16 protein-coding genes and 1 pseudogene are annotated in these 17,215 nt (G+C 69.7%); 6 read left to right on the top strand and 11 right to left on the bottom strand.

All coding sequences use genetic code 11. From position 1 onward, the window contains the following. Positions 1–124 precede the first annotated feature (124 nt). A complete protein-coding gene (locus tag ABZX65_RS10295) occupies positions 125–805 on the bottom strand; it encodes a TetR/AcrR family transcriptional regulator (RefSeq protein ID WP_355336640.1) in 681 nt (226 codons plus the stop codon). 79 nt (positions 806–884) lie between these two features. On the opposite strand from ABZX65_RS10295, the gene ABZX65_RS10300 reads away from it, so the two are divergent. After that, on the top strand, positions 885–2,042 hold the full coding sequence (locus ABZX65_RS10300; RefSeq protein ID WP_355336641.1) for an FAD-dependent monooxygenase: 1,158 nt from the start codon (positions 885–887) through the stop codon (positions 2,040–2,042). A gap of 14 nt (positions 2,043–2,056) precedes the next feature. Here the strand turns inward: ABZX65_RS10300 and ABZX65_RS10305 are convergent, their stop codons facing one another. Continuing rightward, positions 2,057–3,022 carry a S41 family peptidase gene (locus tag ABZX65_RS10305; RefSeq protein WP_355336642.1) on the bottom strand — a complete coding sequence of 322 codons (966 nt, stop codon included), beginning with the start codon at positions 3,020–3,022 and terminating at the stop codon, positions 2,057–2,059. Between the two features lie 57 nt (positions 3,023–3,079). Between ABZX65_RS10305 and ABZX65_RS10310 the strand changes: the two genes are divergently transcribed. Next, the gene (locus tag ABZX65_RS10310) at positions 3,080–3,607 is read left to right on the top strand and encodes a winged helix-turn-helix domain-containing protein (RefSeq protein WP_355336643.1); all 528 of its coding nucleotides are present in this window, start codon (positions 3,080–3,082) and stop codon (positions 3,605–3,607) included. Between the two features lie 57 nt (positions 3,608–3,664). On the opposite strand, the pseudogene ABZX65_RS10315 reads toward ABZX65_RS10310, so the two are convergent. The 4 genes and pseudogenes from ABZX65_RS10315 to dnaB form a co-directional block, all read right to left on the bottom strand. After that, positions 3,665–4,002 (bottom strand): annotated as a pseudogene (locus tag ABZX65_RS10315) (transposase); the annotation flags it as partial. A gap of 106 nt (positions 4,003–4,108) precedes the next feature. Then, the gene (locus ABZX65_RS10320; RefSeq protein ID WP_355336644.1) at positions 4,109–4,399 is read right to left on the bottom strand and encodes a barstar family protein; all 291 of its coding nucleotides are present in this window, start codon (positions 4,397–4,399) and stop codon (positions 4,109–4,111) included. 1,005 nt (positions 4,400–5,404) lie between these two features. Further along, a complete protein-coding gene (locus ABZX65_RS10325; RefSeq protein ID WP_355336645.1) occupies positions 5,405–5,794 on the bottom strand; it encodes a TnsA-like heteromeric transposase endonuclease subunit in 390 nt (129 codons plus the stop codon). Between the two features lie 223 nt (positions 5,795–6,017). After that, complete coding sequence (dnaB, locus tag ABZX65_RS10330) at positions 6,018–8,939, bottom strand: replicative DNA helicase (RefSeq protein WP_355336646.1); 2,922 nt, start codon at positions 8,937–8,939, stop codon at positions 6,018–6,020. Between the two features lie 164 nt (positions 8,940–9,103). Between dnaB and ABZX65_RS10335 the strand changes: the two genes are divergently transcribed. After that, positions 9,104–10,609 carry an MATE family efflux transporter gene (locus ABZX65_RS10335; protein WP_355336770.1) on the top strand — a complete coding sequence of 502 codons (1,506 nt, stop codon included), beginning with the start codon at positions 9,104–9,106 and terminating at the stop codon, positions 10,607–10,609. Positions 10,610–10,802: 193 nt separating this feature from the next. Here the strand turns inward: ABZX65_RS10335 and rplI are convergent, their stop codons facing one another. The 4 genes from rplI to rpsF all read right to left on the bottom strand — a co-directional run bounded on the left by rplI (position 10,803) and on the right by rpsF (position 12,556). After that, positions 10,803–11,252, bottom strand: a complete 450-nt coding sequence (gene rplI, locus ABZX65_RS10340) for a 50S ribosomal protein L9 (protein WP_355336647.1) — start codon at positions 11,250–11,252, stop codon at positions 10,803–10,805. Positions 11,253–11,271: 19 nt separating this feature from the next. Continuing rightward, entirely contained in the window at positions 11,272–11,508 is a 237-nt protein-coding gene (rpsR, locus tag ABZX65_RS10345; RefSeq protein ID WP_031512678.1) for a 30S ribosomal protein S18, read from the bottom strand. Positions 11,509–11,557: 49 nt separating this feature from the next. Then, complete coding sequence (locus tag ABZX65_RS10350; protein ID WP_355336648.1) at positions 11,558–12,166, bottom strand: single-stranded DNA-binding protein; 609 nt, start codon at positions 12,164–12,166, stop codon at positions 11,558–11,560. Positions 12,167–12,265: 99 nt separating this feature from the next. Then, positions 12,266–12,556, bottom strand: coding sequence for a 30S ribosomal protein S6 (rpsF, locus tag ABZX65_RS10355; protein WP_093711983.1), 291 nt, complete (start codon positions 12,554–12,556; stop codon positions 12,266–12,268). 279 nt (positions 12,557–12,835) lie between these two features. Here rpsF and ABZX65_RS10360 point away from each other — a divergent pair, with 279 nt between their 5' ends. The 3 genes from ABZX65_RS10360 (at position 12,836) to ABZX65_RS10370 (ending at position 15,552) form a co-directional block, all read left to right on the top strand. Continuing rightward, on the top strand, positions 12,836–13,144 hold the full coding sequence (locus ABZX65_RS10360) for a hypothetical protein (RefSeq protein ID WP_355336649.1): 309 nt from the start codon (positions 12,836–12,838) through the stop codon (positions 13,142–13,144). 164 nt (positions 13,145–13,308) lie between these two features. Next, positions 13,309–14,430, top strand: a complete 1,122-nt coding sequence (locus ABZX65_RS10365; RefSeq protein WP_355336650.1) for a peptidoglycan bridge formation glycyltransferase FemA/FemB family protein — start codon at positions 13,309–13,311, stop codon at positions 14,428–14,430. Positions 14,431–14,511: 81 nt separating this feature from the next. Next, on the top strand, positions 14,512–15,552 hold the full coding sequence (locus tag ABZX65_RS10370; protein ID WP_355336651.1) for an alanine racemase: 1,041 nt from the start codon (positions 14,512–14,514) through the stop codon (positions 15,550–15,552). 39 nt (positions 15,553–15,591) lie between these two features. On the opposite strand, the gene ABZX65_RS10375 is transcribed toward ABZX65_RS10370, so the two are convergent. Beyond that, complete coding sequence (locus tag ABZX65_RS10375; RefSeq protein WP_355336652.1) at positions 15,592–17,166, bottom strand: glycosyltransferase 87 family protein; 1,575 nt, start codon at positions 17,164–17,166, stop codon at positions 15,592–15,594. Positions 17,167–17,215: the final 49 nt, after the last annotated feature.

Below are 17,215 nucleotides of genomic sequence, written 5' to 3' on the forward strand. Positions count from 1 at the left end.
CTCCGGTGCCCTCCCGCGGGGGCGCCGGGGCCGGGACCTCCCCGGTGAGCATCGCGGTCGGGGGCGACCACGCCTGCGTCCGCAGCTTCGAGACCGCGCTCAAGACGCGCCGCCCGCGCCGGCCCTAGCGCGAGATGTGGGCCTCGATGCCGTCGAGGAGGAAGTCGAGGCCGAGGCGGAAGGTGTGGTCGGCGTCGAGGTGGGCGGCGTCGTGGATCACGGTGGACAGGGCGGGGAAGCGGCCGGTGGCGAAGGTGCGTTCCAGGTAGGGGCCCAGTGCGGCCTGCCAGCGCTTCTCGTCCAGGCCCGTGGTCCGCTCCGCGCGGCGGGCGGCGATCTCGCGGCGGACGGCGCCGGTCACGTAGGCGTCGACCGCGGTGACCACGGGCATGACGGCGTCCACGTGGACCCCGTCCAGTGCGGCGACGACGGCCTCGCCCCTGGCCAGCGCGTGCGGGCCGAGTTGTGGCCGGCCGCCGAGCAGGTCGGCGAGCCACTCGTGGTCGTGGGCGGCCTGCCGGGTGGTCTCGGCGAGCGAGCGCAGGACCTCCCGCCAGGTGTCCCCGACCGGCCGCATCTCGGCGTGGATCGCGTCGACCATCAGGTCGAGCAGTTCGTCCTTGCTCTCGATGTAGCCGTACAGCCGCATCGGTCCGACGCCCAGCGCGGTGGCGACCTTGCGCAGCGACACCGCGTCCAGGCCGTCCGCGTCGGCCAGCTCGATCGCGGCGCGGACGATCCGCTCCCGGTCCAGGGGGGCCGGTACGGGTCGATTCGGCGGCTCCGGCCGCTCCCACACCAACATGCCGCATACGGTACATCGCATTGTCACGATACAGTGTATCGACTCGTACGGTGTATCAAAGGAACCGAAGGGGACACCCATGCCAACGACCACCACCCCGACCCCGAGCCCGACTGCGACCGCGGCCGCGGCCGTCGCCATCGTCGGGGCCGGCCTCGGCGGCCTGGCCCTCGCCCGCGTGCTGCACGTCAACGGCATCGACGCCGTCGTGTACGAACGCGAGGCGTCACGCGCCGCGCGCGGTCAGGGCGGCATGCTCGACATCCACTCCGGGCAGCGGGCGCTGCGCGAGGCCGGGCTCATCGACCGATTCCACGCGATAGCCCGCGGCGAAGGCCAGGACATGCGCCTGCTCGAACCGGACGGCACCCTGCTGCTCCAGGAGGACACCCCCGAGGACGCCCCGCTCGACCGCCCCGAGGTCGACCGCGCCGATCTGCGCGACCTGCTGCTGGACTCCCTCCCCGAGGACACGGTGCGCTGGGGCCACGCGTTCACCTCCGCCGCCGACGGCCTGCTGCGCTTCGCCGACGGCGGCAGTACGACGTACGACCTGCTGGTCGGCGCGGACGGCGCGCAGTCCCGGGTCCGCCCCCTGCTCACCCACGCTCGCCCGGCGCACATCGGCCAGAACATCGTCGAGCTCGGCATCCCCGACATCGACCGCACGCACCCCGACCTCGCGGCCATGGTCGGGCGCGGCAACTACTGGGTGCTCGGCGGCGGACTGTCGCTGGCCGCACAGCGCAACGGCGACGGCCGCGTCCGTATCGGCCTGAGCTTCTACAACACCGACGAGGACTGGTTCGTCACCAGCAAGATCCCCTTCGACGACCCCGCCGCCGCCCGGGCGCGCCTGATCGACCTGCTCCCCGGCTGGCACCCACGGTTCACCGCCCTGATCGCGGCCTGCGACGACACCGTCGTGCCACGGGCGATCACCACCCTCCCGGTCGGCCTGACCTGGCCGTCGACACCGGACGTCACGCTCATCGGCGACGCCGCCCACCTGATGCCACCGGTCGGCGAGGGCGCCAACATGGCCCTCCTCGACGGCGCCCTCCTCGGCCTCGCCCTGGCCGCGCACCCGGAGGACATCCCCCGCGCCGTCGCGGAGTACGAACACGAGATGTTCGCCCGTACCGGCGCCGCCGCCCGCGAGTCGGCCCGCGTCCACGACATCCTGACGTCGCCCGACGCCGGCCGGAGAATGCTCGCGTTCTTCCAACCGGCCTGACCGCCCGGCAGGGCTCAGCCCGCCAGTCGCGCGAGGGCCAGCGCGTGCGCGCGGTCCAGGGCGTCGGCGGCGGCGCAGGGGACGTCCGGCCGCACACCGGTGCCCTCCCAATTCGTGCCGGAGACGGGGTTGACCGCGCGGCCCACGGGGATGGTGGCCTCCAGGTGCGGGTGTACGGTCCAGCCGTTGCACGGGTGCGCGCCGCCGCGGGTGCGCTCGCCGACGACGACGGCGCGGCCGAGCTGTTGCAGGTCGTAGGCCAGCTCCTCGGCGGCGGAGAAGGTGCTCTCGCTGGACAGCACGTACACCGGGCCGCTGCCGCCGAAGCGGGCGCCGGGGACGTGGGGCAGGCTCCAGGACTGCTCGCCGCGCTCGCCGTTGCGCTCGCCGCCGCGCTCATCGCCACCCCCATCGCCGCGCTCATCGCCGCGCTCATCGCCGCGCCAGTACATGGTGTTGAGGTGGGTGCGCTCGTCCAGCAGGTAGCTGCACACGAAGGCGACCGTGTCCGGGTCGCCGCCCCGGTTGGCGCGAAGGTCCACGATCAGCGCCTGGGCGCGGGAGGCCAGGGTGAGCGCGGCGCCCAGCGGTTCCGCGGCCCACTCCAGCGGGAACAGCATCGGCCCAAGCGTCAGTACGGCGACGCCGCCGTCGAGCAGCTCCAGCCGGGGCACACCGCCCAGCGAGGTGTCGAAGTCCCGGCGCATGGCGGCCAGGCCGGCCGCCCCCTGCTCCGGGGAGACCGGGTCGGCGTGGTGCTTCAGCCTCAAGTGCCGGTCGCCGTTGACGGACTGGAGGTCCGCGGTGACCAGCCGGGCCAGCTCCTCGGCGTCGTCGACGCCGTACGCGCCCTCGGCGAGACGCCGTCGCAGCAGGGCGGCGAGCTGCTCGGCCGTCTCGGGGAAGACGTAGTGCTCGGTGAGCAGCCGGGCCGTCTCGTCGATGACAGGGGCCGGGTGAAGGTTCGTCGGAATCGTCATGGCAGGGAGTAGAGCACCGTCCTTGCGAAAGCGTCAAAGACTTTAGACACTTTCGGTATGTCCGATCAGCCGACCTACCCGCCGCCTCCCGAGGACGTCCTGGAGATCAGCGCGCCCGAGCAGTTCGCGGCGCTCTCCCACCCCTTGCGCCAGCGGCTGCTCTTCGCCCTGGGCCAGCGGCCCGCCACCGTCAGCCGGCTCGCGGCCCAACTCGACGCGAAGAAGGGCAACGTGGCCCACCACCTCAAAGTGCTCCGCGAGGCCGGGCTCGTCCACATCGCCGAGACCCGCCAGGTCCGCGGCGGCACCGAGCACTCCTACCAGCGCACGGCCCGCCGCATGCTCGTCGCCGAACCCCAAGCGGCAGGCACCGCCGCGATGTTCGCCGCCGTCGCCCACGAACTGGACCGCTCACCCGTCGCCCCCCACCTGACCCTCCGCCACCTCCGCCTCAGCCCCGCCCAGGCGAAACACCTCGGCGACACCCTCACCCAACTCGTCGACGAGACCCCCGAAAACACCGAATCCCAGCCCGTCCACGGCGTCCTGGTAGCCCTCTACCACCACACCCCGCCCACCCCATAACCAACCCCGCCCCCGCCACCCGCCGCCCACGAAGAGGCTCACGGACGGTCAGGCCGCGTCGATGGCCTTTGTCGAAACCGAAGTCACCCGCAAACCGATGATGCAGCGGGTGTACCAATCCATCGCAACAGTCAACTCCGCCTGCATCCACCGCAGTGTCACCGGGTCGAGCGCGAACACGTCCGGCCGCGTGGTGTCCATCAGCACGTACTCGCCCGGCCGCGTGGGCCGCAGCTTCCCGTACGGTCCTCCGATCGGCCGGCGATGTCCCGATTCCGTTTCGTGCTCAGCCGGAACAGCGGATGGCGGCCCTCCAGTTCTCGGAGGATCCGGAACACGGTTGCCCGGCTCGGCCGCGGCACCACCTCCGTGCCGAACCGGGCGATCACCCTCGATAGGGCATGACCTACGGCCCCATCCGCCGTCTCACGCTGTGTCGGACGCTCAGCGTCTCAGCTCCACGTCGGAAGTCGCAGGCGGCGCCGGCCGCCGGACTCCACATCAGGTGAAACGCACGGTCAGCCTCTCGTTCGGCGCGTTCGACTCGTCTTCCGCGGCAGCTCGAACCAGGACGGACGCGATTGCCTCGAACGCTTCATCGCCCATGCGGTCACGACTGACTGCTGCGTTCTCCCAGACAATCTCGACTGGGCGCTCAACATCCTTGCTCAGACGGTCCCACAGAGCGCTCAGGTTGTGCCCGTAGTACGGACCGAAGTCCAGAGGCCCGGCAAGAAGCCGGTGCAGGTCCGCGTGGCTTCCGATCTGTGCCCCGTCAATGGCGACCCGCATGCTTCCTCCACTTCTTCGGCCGGCCGAGCGACTCTACGAACACCCGGCACCCCTGCAGGCACCGCGCTCCGCTGAACTGCGGTGTCTCACGGTCGATGTCGGATCCGACTTCCATCCGACATCGACCGTGAGATTCCGACACGAAATCTGAGACCCTACAGCGTTGTAGGTTCCCACGGCCGGTGTCATCTGCCGCGCCTCTGACCTGGTCAGTTCTCGGGCATCCCACGCCATGTCATCCGCTGGAATCCCAGTTCCGTGTCATTTACCTAGGCTGCCCGGCGGAGTGGGAGGAAGACTCGCCGCCCAGAAGGCGGTCATGCTGCGGCTGTGGCCCTCCATGCAGCGGTGACTCCAAGCGCACGGTGCCGTCGCCGACGGTCTACCGCCCAAAGGCTCTCCACACTCACCGGCGGCCAGCCGTCCTCATCTGTCTCCAGCCGGAAGTGGACCTTTATGTGGTCGTCCTTGATGTTCGTCACCGCATCATCATCCACAGCCGCCATGCCTCGGGAGGCCGTCGAACGTTCCAGGCCTACAACACCTCGGGCTCGCCGGTCACTGCAGCGGCGATAAGCGCCACAAGATTGTCGGTCCAGCAGTCGGACTCCTTGGTGGCGACTTCAACACCGCAGCCAATACACATGAGGTTAGGTCCGTCCTGGCCGGCGAGTCCGCAGCAACCAGCGAGACGCCGCGGATCGGTATGAACCGCAGTCCCCGGAGCGTCGTCCGGGTGAAGGATCAAGAGGCTGGCATCGAAGTTGACCTTGAAGTTTCCTGGGGCCATCCGGGGTGGGACCACCTCGTGGCTCGGATGCCGCTCGGGGCCCCTGACTGGCTCTCCTGCTACCAAGTCGTTCGTTAGAGGCTGTCGGCAGTTGGCGCAGCGAAATATGGTCACGTGGCCATTCTCTGCGCTTTTGAGCCAACGAACTGCGCGGGGTGGCTGCCAGCCGGAACACCAACGGGGCCAGACGTGCGCTGAACGCGATCTCCGGCTTCTCAAGCCGGTGACGCGGCTATGACGTCCACGACCACCGGCCCGTCGTCCGTCACCAGCAGATAGTCCGGGATGTGCTTGCGAACCTTGCCATCCACGTCGGCCTTGAGCATGAACGGCTGGGCGATGATGTGCCGCACCTCTGGGGCGAAGTCGGCGAACAGCAGCCGCCCCAGCTCCAGCCGCGACTCGTAGATCACGTGGTCGCCCACCGTCGCCGACCAGTACGTGCCCGAATAGTGCTGCTGCCCCTTGTACCAGCGGAACATCCGCCACGGCCGAGCCTCCCGCAGCAGCCCGAGCGGCACCGACGGCCACTCCAGGTCCTCCACCACGGACTCGTCACCACGCCGGACACTCTGCCGTACCGGCGCGGCCACCGCTGTACCCATCGGACCACCAACCCCGCGTTTCCGGAGGTGGCCCCGCTGGCCGCGTAACGCCGGGGTCCAGCCCCAGCCACGCACGCAGACGCTGAACGGGGCGGTCCCGTACACAAAGAGGGGAACTGCTCGCTCACGGGGCATGAATCCCATCCCCCTGTCCTATTGGCCACGCGGTGGACATCGCCGGTGGGAAAAGGACACGGGACCTGGGATCCCACAGCGTCCCCGGTCAGGTCTGGGCCATGTCCACGAAGCGGGAGTAGTGGCCCTGGAAGGCGACCGTGATGGTGGCGGTGGGGCCGTTGCGGTGCTTGGCGACGATCAGGTCGGCCTCGCCCGCGCGGGGGGACTCCTTTTCGTAGGCGTCTTCGCGGTGGAGGAGGATCACCATGTCGGCGTCCTGCTCGATGGAGCCGGATTCGCGCAGGTCGGAGACCATGGGCTTCTTGTCGGTGCGCTGTTCGGGGCCACGGTTGAGCTGGGAGAGCGCGATGACCGGGACTTCGAGCTCCTTGGCGAGGAGCTTGAGGTTACGGGACATGTCCGAGACCTCCTGCTGACGGCTCTCGGGGCGGCGCGAGCCGCCCGACTGCATGAGCTGGAGGTAGTCGATGACGACCAGGCGCAGGTCGTTGCGCTGCTTGAGGCGACGGCACTTGGCGCGGATCTCCATCATCGACAGGTTCGGCGAGTCGTCGATGTAGAGCGGCGCCTCGGTGACGTCCGACATCCGCCGGGCCACCTTCGTCCAGTCGTCGTCCGTCATGGTCCCCGACCGCATGTGATGCAGCGCCACCCGCGCCTCGGCGGACAGCAGCCGCATCGCGATCTCGTTGCGCCCCATTTCGAGCGAGAAGATGACGCTGGGCATCTTGTTGGCGATGGAACACGTCCGCGCGAAGTCCAGCGCGAGCGTGCTGTTGTGGGTGGGCACCATGGAGCGGGTGGCCAGGTACAGGTGGTCCGGGTTGTCCACCTGCACGCAGCGGACCGGGACGCTCGTGACCGGGGTGACGGAAGTGATGTACCGCGTGACCTGCTCGCGTTTCCACTGCTCTCGAGCGGAACTCGCCTTACGCGGAATCCGGGCAAGAGGAAGATTCGTCGGAACGATGACGTCCCAGGAGTCCGCGCCGATCACGCCGGCCCTGGTACGCCCGGTGCGGTGGTGAACCCGCGGGACGCAACCGAGGGAGACGACAAGCTCACAGAATCCGTCGACCAGGTCGCGATGGGTGTTCGTGAACCGATAGGCCCCGTCGCCATCGACGGTCCCGTCCGAATCCACCATGCCCTGCGCCAGCGCCAGACGCTGGTCGAAGGACGCGCGCAGGTACCCGGCCGGGATGCGCTTGCCAGCGGACACACCGAGCTGGCTCCACGCGTCCCTCAGCCCACGCACACCGAAGTGGCCGGTGCTGCTGTGCCGACGAGCGTCATACCCCGCCGCGTCGAACTCCTTGATCAGCCAGTCGCGGTCCTGTGGATCGCAGGCGACACGCCCGCTTCCGGCGGTATCGCCGTCTCCGAGGAGGTAGCCGAGCACGTACGGATCGACGGGCAGATCGACTTCAGGGCCGACGAGAGCCCTCGTGGCCGGGATCGCGTGATTGTTCTCGTGCAGCGCACGGACCGTTGCGGCGATCTCCCTGGTGCTGCGCGGCCTGACTGCCTTGCTCTCGGGTTCTGGACGATTCCACTGCTGCTGGACGGCTCCCGCGGTCCTGCCGGGTTTGGTGCCGGCGGATGACCGTGAGGGAGACCAGGACGGCCAGTTGTCCGGGTAGGAGGGGGCCTCTGGCCTCGCGTGGTCGAATGCCTCGCGAGTGTTCCGGTCCCAGGTGAGCCACTGATGGTCCGCGTCAGCCAGGACCTTCGTACCGTCGGAGAACGTGACCTCGTAGCAAGGACGCCCGACCATGACGTCGGTGGCGGCGACCACTCGGGTCGGTGTGCCGTCGGCGGCGAGGAGGTGGTCGCCGACCTGGACCGCGCCCATCGTCGTCCAGCCGGTCGGGGTGGGCAGGGGGGTGTCGAGCGCCAGGGCCTTGCCCATCGCCGGGCGGGCGGCGATGACGATCATCTGGCCGGGGTGGAGGCCGTTGGTGAGGGAGTCGAGGTCGGTGAAGCCGGTGGGGACGCCGGACATCTGGCCGCTGCGGGAGCCGATGGCCTCGATCTCGTCGAGGGCGCCCTCCATGATGTCGCCGAGGGGGAGGTAGTCCTCGGAGGTGCGCTGTTCGGTGACGGCGTAGATCTCGGCCTGGGCGTTGTTGACGATCTCGTCGACGTCGCCGTCGGCGGCGTATCCCATCTGGGTGATGCGGGTGCCGGCTTCGACGAGGCGGCGCAGGACGGCGCGTTCGTGGACGATCTCGGCGTAGTACTCGGCGTTGGCCGCGGTGGGGACGGCGTTGACGAGGGTGTGGAGGTAGGGGGCGCCGCCGACGCGGGCGATCTCGCCGCGCTTGGTGAGTTCGGCTGCGGTGGTGATGGGGTCGGCGGGCTCGCCGCGGGCGTAGAGGTCGAGGATCGCCGCGTAGATCGTCTCGTGGGCGGGGCGGTAGAAGTCGGCGCCCTTGAGGACTTCGACGACGTCGGCGATGGCGTCCTTGGAGAGCAGCATGCCGCCGAGGACGGACTGTTCGGCGTCGAGGTCCTGCGGGGGGACGCGCTCGAAGCCGCCGCCGCCCTCGGACCAGCGGTTGCTGTCGCTGTCGTCGTTGCCGTTCTTCTTGCGGAAGCGGGTGACGGGGGGCCGGTCGCTCGGACCGGCTTCCGGGGGTGCTTCCCCCCAGTGCTCGTCCGCGGGTTCGGGCTGGCTCATCCGCGCCACCTCCTCCCGTCCCTGCGGACCGTTCGACCGCGTTCGACCGCACCCCGTTACGTGCCACGCGTTCGTGGGGCACGGCTCTTTCTTACGGCACGGCGCCGACATTTGAGTCACCCGGGGCCGCTCGCGGCGCGTCGGGGGACGGTCCACGGTAGGGCTCTCGGCGGCCCTGACCAACCCGGTTATCCACAGGGGGTGTGGACGGCGGCGGCATACCTGTGGAGAAGTGGCCCCAACCTGTGTACAGCCCTTGGGACGACGCTGTGGACAAGCTGACAATCTACTCAAGGGAACGGCTCTGACCTGGCCTTTCTCCATCCATAGCCTGTGCAGGAGAAAAAAATTCACGGTCGGCCCAAGATCGCCACAAACAACGCGGAGGAGATCACTCTACGCAGTCACCCGTAATAGTCGAGGGGGGCCTTTACCTCTTACTTGTGGACGATTACCCTGTGCATGTGAATCCGGTCGCCAAGCCCGCAGTGGAGAAGGATCCGGCCTCGTCCCCCCGCACGCCCACCCGGGGCCGCCACGACCGGGAGATCCTCGCCCTCGCGGTCCCCGCCTTCGGCGCGCTGGTCGCCGAACCCCTCTTCGTCATGGCCGACAGCGCGGTTGTCGGCCATCTCGGCACCGCCCAGCTCGCGGGTCTCGGCGTCGCCGCCGCGCTCCTCACCACCGCCGTCAACATCTTCGTCTTCCTGGCGTACGCGACCACCGCCGCCGTCGCCCGCCGGGTCGGCGCGGGCGACCTGCCCGCCGCGATCCGCCAGGGCGTGGACGGCATCTGGCTCGCGCTGCTGCTGGGCGCGCTGGTGATCGCCGTCGTCCTCCCGTCCGCCCCGGCCGTGGTCGACCTGTTCGGCGCGTCGCCGACCGCCGCACCGTACGCGACCACGTATCTGCGGATCAGCTCGCTCGGCATCCCCGCGATGCTGATGGTGCTGGCGGCGACCGGCGTCCTGCGCGGCCTCCAGGACACCCGCACCCCGCTGTACGTGGCGGTCGGCGGATTCGCCGCCAACGCGGGGCTCAACGCGGGCCTGGTCTACGGCGCCGGACTCGGCATCGCGGGCTCCGCGTGGGGCACGGTCATCGCCCAGAACGGCATGGCGGCCGTCTACGTGTGGGTGGTGATCCGCGGCGCCAAGCGGCACCTCGCCAAGCCGCACCTCCCGACGCGGCACGACACGGCGCGGGACGCCACAGCGCGGCACCTCCCGACGCGGGACGACACGACGCGGCACCTCGCGCCGCGAGACGACCCCGCGCCACACGACCCCGCGACGGACGCCCGTACGGGTGCACGTTCCGCCCTGTGGACCCTGTTGCGCCCCGACCCCGCCGGCATACGCGCCTGCGCCCGAGCCGGCGTCCCCCTCCTCGTCCGCACCCTCAGCCTGCGGGCCGTCCTGCTCATCGCCACCGCCGTCGCCGCGGGGCTCGGCGACGCCGAGATCGCCGCCCACCAGATCACCCTCACCGTCTGGTCCCTGCTCGCCTTCGCCCTGGACGCCATCGCCATCGCGGGACAGGCGATCATCGGCCGCTACCTGGGCGCGGACGACCCCGAGGGCGCCCGCGCCGCCTGCCGCCGCATGATCGAGTGGGGAGTGGCCTGCGGGGTCGTCCTGGGGCTGCTGGTGACGCTGGCCCGGCCGCTGATCGGGCCGATGTTCACCTCGGACCCGGCCGTACGGGACGCGCTGGCGTCCGCGCTGCTGGTGGTCGCGGTGGCGCAGCCGGTCTGCGGCATCGTCTTCGTCCTGGACGGCGTGCTGATGGGCGCGGGCGACGGGCCGTATCTCGCCTGGTCGATGCTGGGGACGCTGGCCGTCTTCGCGCCCGCCGCGCTGGCCGTGCCCGCCCTGGGGTGGGGGCTGACCGCGCTCTGGTGGGCGATGACCCTGATGATGCTGACCCGGCTCGCCGCCCTGTGGCTCCGGGCCCGCTCCGGCCGCTGGATCGTCACGGGCGCCGCCCGCTGAGAGCCCGAGCCGCCCGCCGAGGAGCCCAAGGCACTCGCTGAGAGCCCGAGCCGCCCGCCGACACACCTCACAGCGAGCGGCCAGACCTCACAGCGCCCGCCGCCCCCGGAACCCCGGAACGACGAAGGGCCGGGCACCCCCGCAATCGGGGTGCCCGGCCCTCCCTGTTCCACGTGGAACACAGCGGTCGCGATTACGCGGCCACGACCTCCAGGTCGAGGACGGCCTCGACCTCGGGGTGCAGCCGCACCGTCACCTTGTGCGCGCCCAGCGTCTTGATCGGCGAACCGACCTCGAGACGACGCTTGTCGACGGCCGGACCACCGGCGGTCTTGATCGCCGCGGCGATGTCGGCCGGGGTGATCGAGCCGAACAGCCGGCCGGTGTCACCGGCGCGGGTGCTGAGCTGGACCTTGACGCCCTGGAGCTGCGCCTTGACCGCGTTCGCGTCGTCCAGCGAGTGGATCTCGCGGATGCGGCGGGCGCGGCGGATCTGCTCGACGTCCTTCTCGCCACCCTTGGTCCACGCGATGGCGAAGCCACGCGGGATCAGGTAGTTGCGGGCGTAGCCCGGCTTGACATCGACGATGTCGCCCGCGGCACCCAGGCCGCTGACCTCGTTGGTAAGGATGATCTTCGACATGCTTCAGGTCACCCTTTCCTTATCGAGCGGTCGACGTGTAGGGCAGCAGCGCCATCTCACGGCTGTTCTTCACGGCCGTGGCGACGTCACGCTGGTGCTGCGTGCAGTTGCCGGTGACGCGGCGGGCACGGATCTTGCCGCGGTCGGAAATGAACTTCCGCAGCATGTTCGTGTCCTTGTAGTCCACGTACACGGTCTTGTCCTTGCAGAACGCGCAGACCTTCTTCTTCGGCTTGCGCGGGGGCGGCTTCGCCATGGTGATTCTCCTAATGCGATCTTGCGATCAAGAAGTGAGGATGCCCGCCCTAGAAGGGCGGCTCGTCCGAGTAGCCGCCGCCGGAAGAAGCGGCACCGGAGCCGCCGCCCCAGTTACCGCCACCGCCGCCCTGGCCGCCGCCGGCCGGCGCGCTGGTCGCCCACGGGTCGTCGGCGGGAGCACCGCCGCCGCCCTGGGGCTGGCCGCCACCGGAGCTTCCGCCCCAGTTGCCGCCGCCGCCCTGGCCGCCGCCTCCGCCGAACCCGCCGCCCTGCTGACCGCCACGACCGCCACCGCTGGTCTTGGTGACCTTGGCCGTCGCGCTCTTCAGGCTGGCGCCGACTTCTTCGACGTCCAGTTCGTAGACCGTCCGCTTGACGCCCTCACGGTCCTCGTACGACCGCTGCTTCAGCCGGCCCTGCACGATGACGCGCATGCCTCGCTGGAGCGACTCGGCGACGTTCTCGGCCGCCTGCCGCCAGACCGAGCAGGTGAGGAACAGGCTCTCGCCGTCCTTCCACTCGTTGGTCTGCCGGTCGAAGGTGCGCGGAGTGGACGCGACTCGGAACTTCGCGACCGCCGCACCCGACGGGGTGAAGCGCAGCTCGGGGTCGTCGACAAGATTGCCGACAACCGTGATGACGGTCTCGCCTGCCATGGGATGACCTCTCGGCGGTGTGCTGACTGCTTCTGGCTGCTGCTACTGACTACTGCTGGCTACTACTCGGTTACTGCCCCGGTGCGCTGAGCGGAGAGCTCAGTGCAGTTCGGGGCGGAGGACCTTGGTCCGCAGAACCGACTCGTTCAGGTTGAGCTGACGGTCGAGCTCCTTGACGACCTCAGGCGTGGCCTTGAGGTCGACGACCGAGTAGATGCCCTCGGGCTTCTTGTTGATCTCGTAGGAGAGGCGACGACGGCCCCAGGTGTCGACCTTCTCCACGCTGCCGCCACCATTGCGGACGACGGCGAGGAAGGACTCGATCAGCGGGGAGACAGCGCGCTCCTCAAGATCGGGGTCGAGAATGAGCATGAGCTCGTAGTGACGCATAGGGGAACCCACCTCCTTTGGACTCAGGCGGCCACGGCGTTTCCGTGGCAGGAGGGTTTGTATCTGCGTCGCAACGGTAGCGCGGGGCACTGACAGTCGAGTGACAGACAGTCGAGCGGCGGATCGGTCCGAGGACCGTTCCGCCGAGTCGGGCGAGGCCCGGCCCACGCACAGACACCGGTGCAGACCGTACAGACTACCCGCACAGGTCCCCCGGGTTGAAATCCGCCCCCTTTTGCCCCCAATCTGGACACATCTACTCCGTCACGGAGGTGCCCCATGGCACAGCACGCGGAACGGACCCACCACCTCACCTTCAACACCGACGGCCGGCCGCACCCGCTGGAGAACACGCTGGTCGCGGTGACCGTCGTCCTCGGCGCGATCGCAATCATCTCCTCGGCCTTCAACAGCCTGCATCTGCTCAGTTCCTGGACCGGTCTGGTCGGCATCCTCACCGGCGGCTACGGCCAGTTCATCTCGGCGACCACGGCGGAGCGGTTCGCTCTCGTCATCGGCCTCGGCATGGCGGCGGTCGGCTTCTACATCGGTGTCGCGCACGGCGGGCTGTTCGGCGGGCTCTGGTAGCGGCGGCCGGCAGTCGCCGACAGCACCGGCGAGCAGTAGCGAGGGCGCTCCCCCCGCGCAGTAGGCTTCGGGCCAGAAAACAGCACCGGAAACCCACCACAAGCAAGTAGTGAGCATTCCAGCCCGCAGTCGTGAGTTCGTCGTGAGTTTGGGGAGCGCCCCGCATGAGCCTGACCCTGAGGACCATCAGCCGCGAGCAGCATCTGGCGTACATCCAGAGCCTGCCCTCGGCAAGCCACTGCCAGGTCCCGGCATGGGCTGATGTGAAGTCGGAGTGGCGGTCGGAGAATCTCGGCTGGATCGACGACAGGACCGGCCAGATCGTCGGCGCCGGTCTGGTGCTCTACCGGCAGATCCCGAAGGTCAAGCGGTACCTGGCGTATCTGCCCGAGGGCCCGGTCATCAACTGGTACGCGCCCAACCTGGACGAGTGGCTGAAGCCGATGCTCGCCCACCTCAAGCAGCAGGGCGCCTTCACCGTGAAGATGGGCCCGCCGGTGATCATCCGCCGGTGGGAGGCGAACACCATCAAGACCGGCATCGCCGACCAGGACGTCAAGCGGCTGCGCGACGTGGAGGCCGACTTCATCGAACCGCGCGCCTTCGAGGTCGCGGACAAGCTGCGCCGGATGGGGTGGCAGCAGGGCGAGGACGGCGGCGCGGGCTTCGGCGACGTACAGCCGCGGTACGTGTACCAGGTCCCGCTGGAGAACCGTTCGCTGGACGACATCCTCAAGGGCTTCAACCAGCTCTGGCGGCGCAACATCAAGAAGGCCGAGAAGGCCGGTGTCGAGGTGGTCCAGGCCGGCTACGACGACCTGCCGACCTGGCAGAAGCTCTACGAGGTGACGGCCGAGCGCGACCACTTCAGGCCGCGCCCGCTGTCGTACTTCCAGCGGATGTGGACCTCGCTGAACGCCGAGGACCCCAACCGCATGCGGCTCTACCTGGCGGTGCACGAGGGCGAGGCGGTCGCCGCGGCGACGATGCTGACCGTCGGCCGGCACGTCTGGTACTCCTACGGCGCCTCGGCGAACCACAAGCGTGAGGTGCGGCCGTCCAACGCGATGCAGTGGCGGATGCTGCGGGACGCGTACGCGATGGGCGCCAGCGTCTACGATCTGCGCGGAATCAGCGATTCCCTGGACGAGAACGACCATTTGTTCGGTCTGATTCAGTTCAAGGTGGGCACGGGCGGGCAGGCTGCCGAATACTTGGGCGAGTGGGATTTCCCGCTCAACAAGCTGCTCCACAAGGCGCTCGACATCTACATGTCGCGTCGCTGACCCCGGGCCCGCGCATGGGCCACGACAAGGCCCGCGCGCGGCCCGCCGAAGGCTCGCTCAAGGAAAGGTCCCGACCAGGCCATGGCCCTCACCCTGTACGTCGACACCGCACGCTGGCGTGCACACCACCAGTCCGTGGTGGACCAGTTCCCCGGCATCGTGCCGGTATGCAAGGGGAACGGGTACGGCTTCGGCCATGAGCGCCTCGCCGACGAGGCGACCCGGCTGCGCGCCGACATGCTCGCCGTCGGCACGACGTACGAGGCCGCCCGGATCAAGGACTACTTCAGCGGCGACCTGCTGGTGCTGACCCCGTACCGGCTGGGCGAGGAGCCGGTGCCGCTGCCGGACCGGGCGATCCGCTCGGTGTCCTCGGTGGAGGGTGTGCGCGGTCTGGTCGGCGCGCGGGTGGTCATCGAGGTGATGAGCAGCATGCGCCGGCACGGCGTGGCCGAGGACGACCTGGTCAAGCTGCACACGGCGATAGACGACGTACGCCTGGAGGGTTTCGCGATCCACCTGCCGCTGGACCGCACCGACGGTACGGACGCGGTCGAGGAGGTCTTCGCCTGGATGGAGCGGCTGCGGGCGGCCCGGCTGCCGCTGCACACGATGTTCGTCAGCCACCTCAAGGCGACCGAACTGGCGCAGCTCAGGCAGCAGTTCCCGCAGACCAGGTTCCGGGCGCGGATCGGCACCCTGATGTGGCTCGGCGACCACGACGCGACGGAGTACCGCGGCGCGGTGCTCGACGTCACGCGGATCGTCAAGGGCGACCGGTACGGCTACCGGCAGGAGAAGTCGGCCGCCGACGGCCATCTGGTGGTCGTGGCGGGCGGCACCTCGCACGGTGTGGGCCTGGAGGCGCCGAAGGCGCTGCACGGTCTGATGCCGCGGGCCAAGGGGGTCGCGCGGGCGGGCCTGGCGACCGTCAACCGCAATCTGTCGCCGTTCGTGTGGGCGGGCAAGCAGCGCTGGTTCGCGGAGCCGCCGCACATGCAGGTGTCGATCCTGTTCCTGCCGGGTGACGTGGCGCCGCCCGCGGTGGGCGACGAGCTGGTGGCGCACCTGCGGCACACCACGACCCAGTTCGACCGGGTCGTGGACCGCCACCCGTCGTAGGACGCCTGTCGCGCCCTTCTCTGCTTCTTCTCCAGTCGTCTAATCCTTCTCGTCCACCGCGGGCGAAGGCGTCGTGGGCGAAGTTGTCGTGGGCGAAGGCGTCGTGGGCGCGGAGTCCGTCGGCATCGTGGTGCCCCACTCGACCCGCTGTCCGGCGAAGGGCGCCGCGTGCCGCGGCTCGTGGTGGACGGCGCCGAGCACGAACACGTCCTCCGCGCCGTCCAGGATTCCGCCCGAGGGGTCGTCGTCGCCGTCCTGCCGCAGTACGTCGTGCTGCGGCAGGAGGATGTCGCGGATGACCATGCCGCACAGGTAGAGCGTGCCGAGCAGGTGCACGGCGATGGCGAGGTGGTAGCCGTCGGCGGACAGACCGTGGTGCTTGGTGCCGCCGGTGACGTACGCGAGCTGCATCCAGATGCCGATGAAGTACAGCACCTCGGCGCCCTGCCAGATCAGCAGGTCGCGCCAGCGCGGGCGGGCGAGCACGGCGAGCGGGAGCAGCCACAGCACGTACTGCGGCGAGTAGACCTTGTTGCTGATCACCAGCGCGGCCACCAGCAGGAAGGCGAGCTGTGCGAAGCGCGGGCGGCGCGGGGCGTACAGCGCGAGGGCGGCGATCCCGGCGCACAGCAGCAGCATCAGGGCGGCCACGTACGCGCTCACGCCGGTCAGCGGGTTGCCGGTGCGCTGCATGACGATCAGCCACAGCGAGCCGTAGTCGACGCCGCGGGTGCGGCTGAAGTTGTAGAACTCCGACCAGCCGTGCCGGGCGAGCAGGATCACCGGGCCGTTGACCACCAGCCAGGACAGGACGGCGCCGCCGAGCGCCGTGCCGAAGGCCCGTAGCCGCCCGGCGCGCAGGCACAGCAGGAACAGTGCGAGCAGCAGCAGGACGGGGTAGAGCTTGGCCGCGGTGGCCAGGCCGATCAGGATGCCCGCGGCCAGCGGTCGGCTGCGGGCCCACAGCAGCATGCCGACGGCGGTCAGGGCGACGGCGAACAGGTCCCAGTTGATGGTCGCGGTGAGCGCGAGCGCGGGGGACAGGGCGATGAGCAGGCCGTCCCAGGGGCGCCGCCGCTGGGTGCGCGCCACGCACGTGACGAGGACGACCGCGCAGATCATCAGCATCGCGGAGTTCACGATCCAGTAGATCTGCGCGCGGTGCTGGAGGTCGCCGCCGTGCGGGGTCAGCCAGGAGGCGACCTCCATGAACAGGCCGGTGAGCACCGGGTACTCGAGGTAGTGGAAGCCGCTGCCGGAGACCGAGTCCGGGATGCGGTCGAAGTACGGGACCAGGTCGGTGGCGAAGCCGCGCTGCGAGTACAGGTGCGGGATGTCGGAGTAGCAGGCGTGGATGTACTGCGGGGAGCCGCCCTGGAACCAGCCGCCGGAGTAGCAGGACGCTTTCTGCGCCATGCCGAGGGCGAACATCCCGATGACGACGAGCACCATCACGCGGACCGGGTTCCACCAGCGGTAACCGCCGGAGCGGACCCACCGTCCGGTGGGCCCGCCCAGGAACTCACTGCCGGCCGCGGCGACCGGGTCCTCGTCGGAGGGTCGCACGGGGAGCTCTCGCCGGTCGGCCTCTTCGCGGTCGCGCACGCTCGTCATGGCGAACATCCTGCCGTACCGGTCTGTGTGAGCGAGAGTCCCCGGGGAC

Origin of the sequence: Streptomyces sp. NPDC003300 (genome assembly GCF_040610915.1) — a bacterium.
In the GTDB taxonomy this organism is placed as follows: domain Bacteria; phylum Actinomycetota; class Actinomycetes; order Streptomycetales; family Streptomycetaceae; genus Actinacidiphila.

Bases quoted from the DNA above. Each gene is read 5' to 3' on its own strand.
- ABZX65_RS10295 (WP_355336640.1), bottom strand. From the start codon at position 805: ATGTTGGTGTGGGAGCGGCCGGAGCCGCCGAATCGACCCGTACCGGCC.
- ABZX65_RS10300 (WP_355336641.1), top strand. From the start codon at position 885: ATGCCAACGACCACCACCCCGACCCCGAGCCCGACTGCGACCGCGGCC.
- ABZX65_RS10305 (WP_355336642.1), bottom strand. From the start codon at position 3,022: ATGACGATTCCGACGAACCTTCACCCGGCCCCTGTCATCGACGAGACG.
- ABZX65_RS10310 (WP_355336643.1), top strand. From the start codon at position 3,080: ATGTCCGATCAGCCGACCTACCCGCCGCCTCCCGAGGACGTCCTGGAG.
- ABZX65_RS10320 (WP_355336644.1), bottom strand. From the start codon at position 4,399: ATGCGGGTCGCCATTGACGGGGCACAGATCGGAAGCCACGCGGACCTG.
- ABZX65_RS10325 (WP_355336645.1), bottom strand. From the start codon at position 5,794: ATGGGTACAGCGGTGGCCGCGCCGGTACGGCAGAGTGTCCGGCGTGGT.
- dnaB (WP_355336646.1), bottom strand. From the start codon at position 8,939: ATGGAGAAAGGCCAGGTCAGAGCCGTTCCCTTGAGTAGATTGTCAGCT.
- rplI (WP_355336647.1), bottom strand. From the start codon at position 11,252: ATGTCGAAGATCATCCTTACCAACGAGGTCAGCGGCCTGGGTGCCGCG.
- rpsR (WP_031512678.1), bottom strand. From the start codon at position 11,508: ATGGCGAAGCCGCCCCCGCGCAAGCCGAAGAAGAAGGTCTGCGCGTTC.
- ABZX65_RS10350 (WP_355336648.1), bottom strand. From the start codon at position 12,166: ATGGCAGGCGAGACCGTCATCACGGTTGTCGGCAATCTTGTCGACGAC.
- rpsF (WP_093711983.1), bottom strand. From the start codon at position 12,556: ATGCGTCACTACGAGCTCATGCTCATTCTCGACCCCGATCTTGAGGAG.
- ABZX65_RS10360 (WP_355336649.1), top strand. From the start codon at position 12,836: ATGGCACAGCACGCGGAACGGACCCACCACCTCACCTTCAACACCGAC.
- ABZX65_RS10365 (WP_355336650.1), top strand. From the start codon at position 13,309: ATGAGCCTGACCCTGAGGACCATCAGCCGCGAGCAGCATCTGGCGTAC.
- ABZX65_RS10370 (WP_355336651.1), top strand. From the start codon at position 14,512: ATGGCCCTCACCCTGTACGTCGACACCGCACGCTGGCGTGCACACCAC.
- ABZX65_RS10375 (WP_355336652.1), bottom strand. From the start codon at position 17,166: ATGACGAGCGTGCGCGACCGCGAAGAGGCCGACCGGCGAGAGCTCCCC.